The following is a 12,028-nucleotide window of genomic DNA, read 5'->3' as shown; positions in this document are numbered from 1 at the left end:
CAGCCGCCGGACCTGGTTTCATTGATCCGGTACATTGCTGATGACCACAGTTCTTCAACGTTCTCTAGCGGACGCACCCACCGCGAACCATCAAGCCATCCTGGAAATGCGCGGCATTTCCCAGATCTTCCCCGGCGTGAAAGCGCTGGATGGCGTCAGCATTTCGCTCTACCCCGGCAAGGTGACCGCCCTGATCGGCGAAAACGGCGCGGGGAAATCGACCCTCGTCAAGATTCTCACAGGCATTTATCGTCCGAACGAAGGTGAAATCCTCGTCGATGGCAAGCCGATGGCTTTCTCCAATGCGCAGGCGGCAATCGATGCCGGCGTGACGGCCATCCATCAGGAAACCGTGCTCTTCGATGAGCTCACCGTCGCCGAAAACATCTTTCTCGGCCATGCGCCGCGCACATCCTGGCGAACCATCGACTGGAAGCGGATGAACAGCCGGTCGAAGGAGCTTCTCCAATCCCTTGAAAGCGCCATCGATCCGACAACCCGATTGAAAGACCTCTCCATTGCGCAGCGCCATCTTGTAGCGATTGCTCGCGCTTTGTCGATCGAGGCCCGCATCGTCATCATGGACGAGCCCACCGCCGCCCTTTCGCGCAAGGAGATCGACGATCTCTTCCGCATCGTCGAGGGATTGAAGGCAAAGGGCAAGGCCATCCTGTTCATCAGCCACAAGTTCGACGAACTCTATGAAATCGCCGATAATTTCGTCGTCTTCCGCGACGGCCGCGACGTCGGCCACGGCGAGCTGAAGGCGACGCCGCAGGATGAAATCGTCCGCATGATGGTCGGACGCGATGTCGGCAACGCTTTTCCCAAGGTTGCGGTAGCGCTCGGGGAAACGGTTCTAGAAGTCGACAAATATTGTCACCGCACGGAATTCCGCGATATCTCCTTCAAGCTGAGGCGCGGCGAGATCCTTGGCATTTATGGCCTGATCGGCGCCGGACGCTCGGAGCTTTGCCAATCGCTCTTCGGCATCACCAAGCCGCTCTCAGGTCGCCTGACGCTCGACGGTCAGGAAATCCAGGTGCGGTCGCCCCAGGACGCCATCGGTGCGGGCATCGTCTACGTGCCGGAAGAGCGTGGCCGCCACGGCTTGGCGCTGCCGATGCCGATCTATCAGAACATGTCGCTGCCGTCGCTCGGACGCACCTCGCGCAAGGGCTTCCTGAAGGCGGCCAACGAATTCGCTCTTGCCCGCAAATATGCCGAACGGCTCGATCTGCGCGCAGCCGCCCTTTCCGTGCCTGTCGGCACTTTGTCCGGCGGCAATCAGCAGAAAGTGGTCATCGGCAAATGGCTGGCGACACAGCCGAAGATCATCATTCTCGACGAGCCCACAAAGGGCATCGATATCGGTTCGAAGGCCGCCGTCCATGGGTTCATCAGCGAGCTGGCGGCCGAGGGCCTGAGCATCATCATGATCTCTTCCGAACTGCCGGAGATCATCGGCATGGCGGATCGCGTACTCGTTATGAAAGAGGGTCTGTCGGCTGGTCTTTTTGACCGCGAGGAGCTGACACCGGAAACACTCGTCCGTGCCGCCACGGGAAATGCATAGGGAGAGGCGGATGCCACGTATCCTCAAAAGACGAGAGACACTGCTCTTCATCATCATCGTCGTGATGATCGCCGGCTTTGCCACGCGTGCGGCCGGCTTTGCAGAGCCCGCCAATCTCGCCAATATCTTCAACGATACCTCGATCCTCATCATCCTGGCGCTTGCCCAGATGACCGTCATTCTGACGAAGTCGATCGATCTGTCTGTCGCCGCCAACCTGGCGCTGACTGGCATGGCGGTCGCGATGCTGAACGCGGCCTATCCCGATATTCCGCTGATCGCGCTCGTCATAACGGCGATCCTGATGGGCGCGGTTCTCGGCGCCATCAATGGCTATCTCGTCTGGGCGCTCGAAATCCCGCCGATTGTCGTCACGCTCGGCACACTCACGATCTATCGCGGCATGGCCTTCGTTCTGTCGGGCGGCGCCTGGGTCAATGCACATCAGTTCACGCCAATCTTCCTGAATGTGCCGCGCACGCCGCTTCTCGGCCTGCCGGTGCTTGCCTGGATCGGCATCGCGATCGTGCTGATGATGTTTCTGGTGCTGCGCTATACGCAGTTCGGCCGCTCGGCCTATGCGAGCGGCGGTAATCCGGTGGCGGCCGTCTATGCCGGCATCGATGTCGGCTGGACGCGCTTCCTCGCCTTCGTTCTCTCGGGTGCGCTCGCCGGCCTCAGCGGCTACCTCTGGGTCTCGCGCTATGCCGTTGCCTATGTCGATATCGCCAACGGTTTCGAGCTCGACAGCGTGGCGGCCTGCGTCATCGGCGGTATTTCGATCGCAGGCGGCGTCGGCTCGGTCGCCGGCGCCGTGTTGGGCGCCCTCTTCCTCGGCGTCATCAAGAATGCCCTGCCTGTTATCGGCATCTCGCCGTTCACCCAAATGGCAATCTCCGGCACCGTCATCATTCTGGCCGTCGTCTTCAATGCCCGCCGCGAACGCAACCGCGGCCGTATCATCCTTAGAGATCAGGCCGCGAAAGACACCGCCAGCGAGGGAGCAATCGCATGAGCAACGGTTCGCAAGCGGCAACGGCGGAAAAGCGCGCCATTCCGGATCGCCTCGGCACTCCTTTCAAGCGTATCCTGTCGAGCTGGGAAACGCTGCTCTTCGGCGTGGCAGTCGCGATCTTCATCTTCAATTCGCTGGCCTCACCCTATTTCCTCGATCCCTTCAATCTGTCGGACGCCACCTTCAATTTCACCGAAAAGGCGATGATTGCCTTTGCCATGGCGCTGCTCGTCATCGCAGGCGAAATCGACCTTTCGGTCGCGGCCATCATCGCGCTTGCCTCGACGGCGATGGGTGCGGCGGCGCAATTTGGGGTCGACACGCCCGGCCTCGTGGCGATCGGCATCGGCGTCGGCCTTGTCTGCGGCATCTTCAACGGCTTCCTCGTTTCCGTGCTGAAGCTGCCGTCGATCGTCGTCACCATCGGCACGATGAGCCTCTTTCGCGGCATCTCCTATATCGTGCTCGGCGACCAGGCCTATGGCAACTATCCGGATAGTTTCGCCTATTTCGGCCAGGGCTACGTCGTCTGGGTCTTCTCGTTCGAATTCGTGCTGTTCATCGTGCTGGCGATCGCCTTTGCGATCCTGCTGCATGCGACGAATTTCGGCCGTCAGGTCTATACGATCGGCAACAATGATTTTGCCGCGCGTTTTTCCGGCATCCCGGTGGAGCGGGTCAAATTCATCCTCTTTCTCCTGACCGGCATCATGAGCGGCATCGCCGCCGTCTGCCTCACCTCGCGCCTTGGCTCTACGCGCCCCTCGATCGCGCTCGGCTGGGAGCTGGAGGTCGTGACTATGGTCGTGCTCGGCGGCGTGTCGATCCTCGGCGGCTCAGGCACGATCGGCGGTGTCGTCATCGCCGCCTTCGTCATGGGGCTTGTCACCTTCGGCCTCGGCCTGCTCAACGTTCCCGGCATCGTCATGTCGATCTTCATCGGCCTTCTCCTCATCATCACCATCGCGCTGCCGATCGTCGCACGGCGCATCAAGACTATGAGCTCCAAATGACCGCTGCTCTCGAACGCCATGCCTTCAAGATGACGCTCAATCCAGGCATGGAAGCGGAATATCGGAAGCGGCATGACGAAATCTGGCCCGAGCTTGTGGACCTGCTGCGTCAGGCTGGCGTCAGCGACTATTCCATCCATCTCGACCGCGAGACGAACACGCTTTTCGGCGTGCTGACGCGTCCGAAGGATCACGCCATGGCGAGCCTGCCCGAGCATCCCATCATGAAAAAGTGGTGGGCGCACATGGCCGATATCATGGCGACCAATCCCGACAATTCGCCCGTCCAGAGCGATCTCGTCGCGGTCTTCCATCTGCCATGAGCGCGACCCAAGCCTATCGCCATATCGCCGTCATCGATATCGGTAAAACCAACGCCAAGGTCGTCGTGCTCGATGCGGAAACGGGCGGCGAAATTGCCGTCGTCAAGACCGCAAACAGCGTTCTGAAGTCGGGTTCCTACCCGCACTATGATATTGAAAGACTGTGGGATTTCATCATCTCGGCACTGAAGGGCTTTGCCCGCGTACCAGGCTTCGACGCCATATCGATCACCACGCACGGTGCATCGGCGGTGATGTTGGCAGCCGATGGCGGCCTTGCCATGCCGGTTCTCGACTATGAGCACGGCTATCCTCAAGCGATTCAGGACACCTATGCGCGGTTGCGGCCGGGTTTCGCCGAGACGTTTTCGCCCGGATTGTCGGTTGGCCTCAATGTCGGTGCGCAGATCCACTATCTGAAGAGTACCCTTCCGGCCGATTTCGCCCGCGTCGCGACGATTCTGACCTATCCGCAATATTGGGCATTCCGGCTGAGCGGCATCGCCACCAACGAGGTGACGTCGCTCGGCTGCCATACCGATCTCTGGAAGCCAACGACGCAAAGCTATTCGTCTCTGGTCGACACGCTTGGCATTCGCGGTCTGATGGCGCCGGTTCGCTCGGCTTTCGACGTCCTCGGACCGGTGCTGCCGGCGCTTGCTGCAAGTATGGGGCTCACGAAATCCGTACCTGTCTATTGCGGCATTCACGATTCCAACGCCTCACTGCTACCGCATCTGGTCGAAAACGAAGCGCCTTTCGCCGTCGTATCGACAGGAACCTGGGTCATCAGTTTCGGCGTGGGCGGCGATCTCGAACATCTCGATCCCGCGCGCGACACCCTTGCCAATGTCGATGCCTACGGCCGCGCCGTGCCGTCTTCCCGCTTCATGGGCGGCCGCGAATTCGAGCTTCTGGCGGCTGAAATCGGTGCAGTGGCTCCGGAGGCGATCGAAGCCGCGTTGGAGCCGGCGATCAGCAAGGGCCTCATGCTTCTGCCCAACATCGCTGAAGGTTCCGGTCCCTTTCCCGGCAGCAAGCGGCGCTGGATCGCGGATAATGCAGCGAGCAATGCCGAACGCCTTGCCGCCGTCAGCCTCTATCTCGCGTTGATGACGGAAGCTTGCCTCGGCTTGATTGGCGCCAAAGGACCGATTTTCGTCGAAGGCCCCTTCGCGCTCAACCGCGTCTATCTCAAAGCCCTATCCGCTTTGACGAACACCGACGTTATTGCACTGCCGGGCTCGACAGGCACCAGCCAGGGAGCAGCGCTACTGACGGGCATACGCCCTGCAACAACAACAGAAAGCTCACCCCTTCGCGCCGAACTGACGGGGTTGATCCGCTATCGGCAGGCCTGGCGCGACGCTTTAATCTCTTAAGCCTCGGTCCCGGATAGTTCGACAGCCGCGATTTCGGCAACGTCAAGCGTTGGCTCGACGTGCTCGTCCTCGCCATCTTCGATCAGCCAGGCGGCCGAGAGGCCGGCCCAGGCAATGATCCATTGCAGCAGTCGTCCGCGTTCCAGCCCCGCCGCCTCGGCGACGACTGCCACCTGCCGCGCAAGGCGGCCGGGAGATGTGGCGACGGCATTATCCGGATTGCAGAAGAGATTGGCGTAGTCGAAGCCGCGTTCGCCCACGAGCCCCTTCGGATCGATCGCGAGCCAGCCGCGCTCGGCAAAGTCCAGAATATTGCCGTGGTGGATGTCGCCATGCAGCGCCACGATATCGCGGGGTTCCGACAGCAGTTTGCGGGCCATGACCGCAGACCGCACGAAAGTGCCACCTTCACAGTGGGCCATCGCTTCGAGCGAACGAAACCGGTGGACCAGGGGAATCAAAGTCGGCAAGGAAATCCCGCGTGACGCGTGAAGCCCCGCAACGGCTTTGCAGATAATGCGGCTTGCCTCGTCATCCCCGCCATTCCTTACCATGTCGATGAGAGAACAGGGGCCTGTCGCCCGTTCGAGCAGGATGGCGTCGTCTGCATGCTCGAGAACGCGCGCGGCCCCGTCGCCATTCCACCAAACCATGAGTTCGGCGCCCCCCTTTTCCTCGGGCGAGACCGCGATCTTCAGCATGGCTGGCTCGCCATCACGGCGCACGGGAAAAAGCCGGCTGGAATGCGTCACAATCGGAGGACCATCGGGGACTAGCCGCCAGAGGTCAAAATAGGCTTTCGAATTGTCATTCTCATTCACGCGACATCGATCTCCTCGGCATGGGTCGCGCCATGACAGGCGCCACTGCTTATGTGGATCGGCGGCAGCGAAACTTCCACCTCTAGATCCATCTCGTCCCACCGCCACATCGCCTCAGTCTTGGCAGCAGGCACACAACAACCATCCCTCGTCAAAATTTTCGAAAAACCGCTAAAATTGTCTTCGCGACGGTTATTTTCTTGCGGAATCGTCGCAATATTCCTACACAAAATACCCTCATGGGCGCTTTCGAGATCAAAAAATGTCCGAAAGCGATCATCGGCTTCGATATCAGCTTTGTCTCTTTAAAAAGAACGCCTCACGGCAGTTTGCGCGTCGAGACAGGTGATTGCGGGCGGGTTCAAAGGGCGCTGCCGCGCTCATCCAAGGAGAGCTAACATGAGTCTGAAGACATTGACGGCCGCGACCTTCGTCGCTTCGCTGGCCTTCGCACCTCTCGCGCATGCGGACATCACCATCGGCCTCATCGCGCCGCTGACCGGCCCGGTCGCAGCTTACGGCGAGCAGGTCAAGAATGGCGCGCAGACCGCCATCGACGAAATCAACAAGAGCGGCGGCGTTCTCGGCCAGAAGCTCGTTCTGAAGCTCGGCGATGATGCCGGCGATCCGAAGCAGGGCGTATCCGTCGCCAACGGCTTCGTCGGCGACAGCATCCGCTTCGTCGTCGGCCCGGTCACCTCCGGCGTTGCCATTCCGGTTTCCGACGCGCTCGCCGAAAACGGCATCCTGATGGTCACGCCGACTGCGACCGCTCCGGGCCTCACCAATCGCGGCCTGACCAACGTCCTGCGCACCTGCGGCCGCGATGACCAGCAAGCTGTCGTTGCCGGCGAGTATGTGGTGAAGAACTTCAAGGACAAGAAGATCGCCATCCTCAACGACAAGGGCGCCTACGGCAAGGGCCTGGCGGACGCCTTCAAGGCAGCCATCAACAAGGGCGGCATCACCGAGGTCGTCAACGACTCGCTGACCCCGGGTGAGAAGGACTACAGCGCGCTCACGGCAAAGCTGAAGCAGGCTGGTGTCGAGGTGATCTACTTCGGCGGTTACCACCCGGAGGCAGGTCTGCTTGCCCGCCAGCTGCATGACATCTCCGTCAAGGCACAGATCATCGGCGGCGACGGCCTTTCCAACACCGAATATTGGGCGATCGCCAACGATTCGGCTGCCGGCACGCTCTTCACCAACGCATCCGACGCCCTGAAGAACCCGGATTCGCAGAGCGCCGTTGCCGCCCTCAAGGAACGCAACATCCCGGCCGAAGCCTTCACGCTGAATGCTTATGCTGCCGTGCAGGTGCTGAAGGCCGGTATCGAAAAGGCCGGCAAGGCAGACGATGCCGAAGCCGTCGGCGCTGCCCTCAAGAAAGGCGAGCCGATCGACACCGCCATCGGCAAGGTCACCTACGGCGAAACCGGCGACCTGACTTCGCAGAGCTTCTCGCTCTACAAGTGGGAAGGCGGCAAGATCGTTTCGGCTGAATAAGCCGTCACATTATCGCCTTGAAAGAGAGCCGGGCCACTTGCTGGCCCGGTTTTTATTTGGTGATGCTGTCTGAGCCGTGCAGCGGCTCAACAAACGCTACGGAAGCGCTCGACGCAGGTGGAGAGAACCTCCTCGCCCGGCCGTTTCCACCAGTTATTCTCAGAGAAGATCTCGACCTCCTGCAGGCCGAAAAAGCCTGCCTTCTCGATTTCTGCGCGGATGCGCTTGAGATCGATGACGCCGTCACCCATCATGCCGCGATCGAGCAGCAGGTCCGTCGTCGGCACCAGCCAGTCGCAGATGTGATGAGCCAGGATGCGGCCACCGGCGCCGGCGCGCGCGATCTGCTCGTCGAGCTTCGGATCCCACCAGACATGGTAGACATCGATGGCGACACCGATGCCTTCACCCAGAAGATCGCAGATGTCGAGTGCCTGCTCCAGCGTGTTCACGCAGGCGCGATCTCCGGCATACATCGGATGCAGAGGCTCGATCGCGAGCGGAATTCCAGCACTTCGGGCATGCGGCAGGATCGCGGCAATGCCATCTGCCACCATCTCGCGGGCACGGGCGATATCCTTGGATCCCTCCGGCAGGCCACCGACGACAAGCACGAGGCAATCGGCATTGAGCGCCGCCGCTTCATCGATCGCGCGCTTGTTGTCGTCGATCGCCGCCGCCCTGCCCTCGACGTCGGCCGCGGGAAACATGCCGCCGCGGCAAAGGCCGGTGACCTTGAGCCTGTTGTCGGCAACGATGCGGGCGGCTTCCGAGAGCCCGATCTTGTGGACCTGATCGCGCCAGGGCGCGATCGCGACGATATCCTGCTTGAGGCAGGCTTCTACCGCCTGGCGCATGTCATATTGCTGGCGCACCGTCGCCAGATTGATGGACAGACCCTCTACGGCCATTGCGATGATCCTCCCCGATCCTCTTATCCGCTAGAGCCCGATGACCTTCATTCGACACATCATCGAACTCTAGCTATTTGATATTGCATAATCTTATCCAAAAACCGCCTGGCACTTTTTGGGATCATGCATTAATCGATGCCAACAGTCGCAAGGATTGCCTTCATCCGATAAGTCGCCAAATCCGGATCGCGCAGCACGCGCGCTGTATCGGCCAGCCGGAACAGCTCCGAGAGATGCTGGATCGAGCGTGTGCTCTGCTGGCCGCCGAGCATCTGGAAGTGATCCTGGAAGCCGTTGAGATAGGCGAGGAAAACAACGCCCGTCTTGTAGAAGCGCGTGGGCGCTTTGAAGATATGGCGCGACAGCGGCACAGTCGGCGCCAGGATCGCATGGAACGCGTCGAGGTCATTCTCAGCGAGCTTCGCCAGAGCAGCACTCGCGGCCGGCGCGACGGCATCGAAGATGCCGAGCAAGGCATGCGAATAGCCCTGTTCGTCGCCGGCGATCAGTTCGGCATAGTTGAAATCGTCACCAGTATACATCTTGACCGACGGATCGAGCCGGCGGCGCATGATGATTTCCTTCTCCGCCGAAAGCAGCGAGATCTTCACCCCATCGACCTTGGCCGCGTTCTGATTGATGATCGCGATCGCCGTCTCCATGGCCTGCATGTCATCGCCCGAGCCCCAATAGCCCGCCAGCGCCGGATCGAACATCGAGCCTAGCCAGTGAATGATGACAGGCTCTTTGACCTGGCCGAGGATGCGGTCGTAGACGCGTATATAGTCATCCGGGCTCCTGGCGGCCGCAGCAAGTGCCCGGCTCGCCATCAGGATGACGCGGCCGCCCTGCCCTTCCACATAGGCGATCTGCTCCTCGTAGGCGCGGATAACGTCATCAATCGTGACATCGGGACCGGGTTGCAGATGATCGGTTCCGGCGCCATAGGCGATCACGGCATCCGGCCGGCCGCGGGCCGCCGACTGCGCATGAGCGATCAGCTCCTTCGCGCCGCTCCAGTCGAGACCCATGCCGCGCTGCGCGGTATCCATCGCTTCAGCAACGCCGAGACCAAGGCCCCAGAGATATTCGCGGAAGGCGATGGTGCGCTCCCAATCGATGTTTCGATCAAGCCATGGGTCATTGTCCGCAAGTGCATCGACCACGACATGCGCCGCGGCATAGGCGACGCGATTGAAGCGATGACCGCCCGCCGGCTTCACGGGCGCAATCAGCGGTTCATTGGCGGGTGCGAAAGCAGCAATGGTGCCGTCCGCCATCGGCAAACGAAGGCTTCTCTCCATGAGACCGGCCTCCTAGCGAGCCGAAAGCGAGGGCACGTCGATCCAGCGACGTTCCGCCCAGCTCTTCTGCGCAAGCTCTGCCAGCTGCACGCCCTTGGCGCCCTCGCGAAGCGTGAACTTCCAAGGTGCGTCCTCGGCCACATGGCACAGGAACTGCTCCCACTGCGCCTTGAACCCATTGTCGAAGGCCTGCGTCTCCGGCACCTCTTCCCAGGTGTCGAAGAAATTGATCGGCTGCGGCTGATCCGGGTTCCAGACGGGCTTGGGCGTATTGACCCGATGCTGCGTCCAGCAGCGCATCAGGCCGCAGACGGCCGATCCGTGCGTGCCGTCGACCTGGAACGTGACGAGATCGTCTCGGCGGACACGCACGGCCCAGGAGGAATTGATATGGGCGATGACGCCGCCTTCGAGCTCGAAGGTGGCATAGGCTGCATCGTCGGCATCGGCGGCATAGGTGTTGCCGTTCTCATCGACGCGGCTCGGAATATGCGTCGCGCCGAGGCAACTGACGGATTTGACCTCACCAAACAGATTATCAAGCACATAGCGCCAATGCGGCAGCATATCGAGGATCATGCCGCCGCCATCCTTTTTGCGGTAATTCCATGACGGACGCTGTGCCTTCACACCCCAATCGCCTTCGAACACCCAGTAACCGAATTCGCCCCGCACGGAGAGAATCTTGCCGAAGAAGCCGCTGTCGCGCAGCATGGCGATCTTGCGCAAGCCCGGCAGGAACAGCTTGTCCTGGACGACGCCGTTCTTGACACCCCGACGCTCGGCGGAAGCAGCGACCGACAACGCCTCCTCAAGCGTCTCGGAAATCGGCTTTTCGCAATAGACATGCTTGCCGGCGGCAATCGCCTTTTCCAGAAGCTCGACGCGCATCTGTGTCGAACCGGCATCGAAGAAGATCGTATTGCTGGGATCGGCAAGAGCAGCGTCGAGATCGGTCGTCGTCTTCGACAAACCGTGCTTGCGGGCGATCGCTTCGATCTTTTCGGCATTGCGGCCGACAAGCACCGGCTCGGGCATCAGCCGGTCGCCGTTCGACAAAAGAACACCGCCCTGTTCGCGGATCGCCAGAATGGAACGCACGAGATGCTGATTATAGCCCATGCGGCCGGTAATGCCGTGCATGATGATGCCGATCGGCTTCGTTGCCATGAGTTTCTTCCTCCCGTAAATAACTATATAGTTACATAACTGACACGGCAGGGCGATGCTGTCAACGGCCATCGTCAATGGCCGCAGCGACAATCATCTATCGTTGCTGAGCTTGTTACCCTAGGATTTTTAGGGGCGTAGATAGGCGAAAATCACGTCGACGATATGCTCGCCCCAGGCGTCGATTTCGCTCTTTTCCGAGAGGTTGCGGCGGAAGATCGTCGAGAGCGTCCAGCGGTTCGTCAGGAAGAACGAGCCGAGTGCCGCAATGCTCATATAGATCTTGACGGGATCGCAATCGCTGCGGAATACGCCCGCCGCCGCACCGCGGTCGAGCAGCCCGGAAATCTCGGAAACGAGCGGCGAATGTAGCTCGAAAATGCGTGCCGATCGCTTCAGGAAACGAGCCTTGTGCATGTTTTCCGTGCTGAGAATTCCCAGGAACTCAGGGTGGTCCAGAAAATATTGCCAGGTGAAGACGACAAGCTCGCGCATGCCTTCCGCAGGCGAGCGGTGTGAGAGATCGAGCCGCGCCTCCGCCGAGCGGATGGCGATGTAGCTGCCTTCCAGAACGGCGACATAGAGCGCATCCTTGCCGCCGAAATAATGATAAAGCATCCGCTTGTTGATCTTGGCGCGTTCGGCAATGGCATCAACACGGGCGCCGCCATAGCCGCGCTCGGCAAACTCCTTGGTCGCGGCAGCCAAAATCGCCTTGCTCGTGCGCTCCGCATCCCTGAGACGTGGCCGTTCCGAAGCTGCACGCGGAGAGGTTTTTTCTGTTTCCACAGGCTCTGCGCTCTTGGCGCTGCGCTTCACGGTCTTGGCTTCTGACATCACGGCTCCCGGCGGCATTTCGTAAGGCTTATGCGGCCCATCCTCACGTCGATAAGTAACCGATCATCGCATAAGTTGACAGCCCCCGGTAAATCGAAGGCTGTAGTAACCATATGGTTATATCGATTTAAATGTTGATATGCTCGCAGATGCTGACTGTAACGATG

Annotated in this window: 12 protein-coding genes; 6 read left to right on the top strand and 6 right to left on the bottom strand. The window is 60.4% G+C overall.

The annotated features are described in order from the left end of the window. The first annotated feature begins 40 nt into the window (after window positions 1-40). From AC13Q5_RS16970 to AC13Q5_RS16950, 5 genes are read left to right on the top strand one after another with little or no spacing between them, the layout of a single operon-like run. Window positions 41-1,576: a sugar ABC transporter ATP-binding protein gene (locus tag AC13Q5_RS16970; protein WP_075854302.1), complete on the top strand. Its 1,536-nt coding sequence runs from the start codon at window positions 41-43 to the stop codon at window positions 1,574-1,576. Window positions 1,577-1,586: 10 nt separating this feature from the next. Further along, window positions 1,587-2,591, top strand: coding sequence for an ABC transporter permease (locus AC13Q5_RS16965; RefSeq protein ID WP_488502506.1), 1,005 nt, complete (start codon window positions 1,587-1,589; stop codon window positions 2,589-2,591). Further along, complete coding sequence (locus tag AC13Q5_RS16960; RefSeq protein WP_488502505.1) at window positions 2,588-3,604, top strand: ABC transporter permease; 1,017 nt, start codon at window positions 2,588-2,590, stop codon at window positions 3,602-3,604. The genes AC13Q5_RS16965 and AC13Q5_RS16960 overlap by 4 nt, the downstream gene beginning before the upstream one ends. After that, on the top strand, window positions 3,601-3,927 hold the full coding sequence (rhaM, locus tag AC13Q5_RS16955) for an L-rhamnose mutarotase (protein WP_075853913.1): 327 nt from the start codon (window positions 3,601-3,603) through the stop codon (window positions 3,925-3,927). The genes AC13Q5_RS16960 and rhaM overlap by 4 nt, the downstream gene beginning before the upstream one ends. Next, on the top strand, window positions 3,924-5,309 hold the full coding sequence (locus AC13Q5_RS16950) for an FGGY-family carbohydrate kinase (protein ID WP_488502504.1): 1,386 nt from the start codon (window positions 3,924-3,926) through the stop codon (window positions 5,307-5,309). Before rhaM ends, AC13Q5_RS16950 begins: the two co-directional genes overlap by 4 nt. Here AC13Q5_RS16950 and AC13Q5_RS16945 read toward each other — a convergent pair. Together AC13Q5_RS16945 and AC13Q5_RS16940 are read right to left on the bottom strand one after the other, a co-directional pair. Then, on the bottom strand, window positions 5,306-6,130 hold the full coding sequence (locus AC13Q5_RS16945) for an aminoglycoside phosphotransferase family protein (RefSeq protein WP_075853911.1): 825 nt from the start codon (window positions 6,128-6,130) through the stop codon (window positions 5,306-5,308). The genes AC13Q5_RS16950 and AC13Q5_RS16945 overlap by 4 nt on opposite strands. Next, the gene (locus AC13Q5_RS16940; protein ID WP_488502503.1) at window positions 6,127-6,264 is read right to left on the bottom strand and encodes a hypothetical protein; all 138 of its coding nucleotides are present in this window, start codon (window positions 6,262-6,264) and stop codon (window positions 6,127-6,129) included. Before AC13Q5_RS16940 ends, AC13Q5_RS16945 begins: the two co-directional genes overlap by 4 nt. A 265-nt stretch (window positions 6,265-6,529) precedes the next feature. On the opposite strand from AC13Q5_RS16940, the gene AC13Q5_RS16935 reads away from it, so the two are divergent. Next, window positions 6,530-7,636, top strand: coding sequence for a branched-chain amino acid ABC transporter substrate-binding protein (locus AC13Q5_RS16935; protein WP_488502502.1), 1,107 nt, complete (start codon window positions 6,530-6,532; stop codon window positions 7,634-7,636). A gap of 86 nt (window positions 7,637-7,722) precedes the next feature. Here the strand turns inward: AC13Q5_RS16935 and AC13Q5_RS16930 are convergent, their stop codons facing one another. The 4 genes from AC13Q5_RS16930 to AC13Q5_RS16915 form a co-directional block, all read right to left on the bottom strand. Then, complete coding sequence (locus AC13Q5_RS16930) at window positions 7,723-8,547, bottom strand: sugar phosphate isomerase/epimerase family protein (RefSeq protein ID WP_488502501.1); 825 nt, start codon at window positions 8,545-8,547, stop codon at window positions 7,723-7,725. Window positions 8,548-8,678: 131 nt separating this feature from the next. Then, window positions 8,679-9,854, bottom strand: coding sequence for a dihydrodipicolinate synthase family protein (locus AC13Q5_RS16925; RefSeq protein ID WP_488502500.1), 1,176 nt, complete (start codon window positions 9,852-9,854; stop codon window positions 8,679-8,681). Between the two features lie 12 nt (window positions 9,855-9,866). Continuing rightward, window positions 9,867-11,024, bottom strand: coding sequence for a Gfo/Idh/MocA family protein (locus AC13Q5_RS16920; protein ID WP_075853907.1), 1,158 nt, complete (start codon window positions 11,022-11,024; stop codon window positions 9,867-9,869). A gap of 129 nt (window positions 11,025-11,153) precedes the next feature. Beyond that, window positions 11,154-11,861: a TetR/AcrR family transcriptional regulator gene (locus tag AC13Q5_RS16915; RefSeq protein WP_488502499.1), complete on the bottom strand. Its 708-nt coding sequence runs from the start codon at window positions 11,859-11,861 to the stop codon at window positions 11,154-11,156. Window positions 11,862-12,028: the final 167 nt, after the last annotated feature.

The sequence above is a fragment of the Martinezella sp. CNPSo 3964 genome, from assembly GCF_057784375.1.
Note: the sequence above shows the minus strand (reverse complement) of the source record. Positions and strands in the feature narration are given on the sequence as shown.

What these genes read in the sequence shown, in the direction of transcription:
- AC13Q5_RS16970 (WP_075854302.1), top strand. Translation starts at nt 41, where the DNA reads ATGACCACAGTTCTTCAACGTTCTCTAGCGGACGCACCCACCGCGAAC.
- AC13Q5_RS16965 (WP_488502506.1), top strand. Translation starts at nt 1,587, where the DNA reads ATGCCACGTATCCTCAAAAGACGAGAGACACTGCTCTTCATCATCATC.
- AC13Q5_RS16960 (WP_488502505.1), top strand. Translation starts at nt 2,588, where the DNA reads ATGAGCAACGGTTCGCAAGCGGCAACGGCGGAAAAGCGCGCCATTCCG.
- rhaM (WP_075853913.1), top strand. Translation starts at nt 3,601, where the DNA reads ATGACCGCTGCTCTCGAACGCCATGCCTTCAAGATGACGCTCAATCCA.
- AC13Q5_RS16950 (WP_488502504.1), top strand. Translation starts at nt 3,924, where the DNA reads ATGAGCGCGACCCAAGCCTATCGCCATATCGCCGTCATCGATATCGGT.
- AC13Q5_RS16935 (WP_488502502.1), top strand. Translation starts at nt 6,530, where the DNA reads ATGAGTCTGAAGACATTGACGGCCGCGACCTTCGTCGCTTCGCTGGCC.
- AC13Q5_RS16930 (WP_488502501.1), bottom strand. Translation starts at nt 8,547, where the DNA reads ATGGCCGTAGAGGGTCTGTCCATCAATCTGGCGACGGTGCGCCAGCAA.
- AC13Q5_RS16925 (WP_488502500.1), bottom strand. Translation starts at nt 9,854, where the DNA reads ATGGAGAGAAGCCTTCGTTTGCCGATGGCGGACGGCACCATTGCTGCT.
- AC13Q5_RS16920 (WP_075853907.1), bottom strand. Translation starts at nt 11,024, where the DNA reads ATGGCAACGAAGCCGATCGGCATCATCATGCACGGCATTACCGGCCGC.
- AC13Q5_RS16915 (WP_488502499.1), bottom strand. Translation starts at nt 11,861, where the DNA reads ATGTCAGAAGCCAAGACCGTGAAGCGCAGCGCCAAGAGCGCAGAGCCT.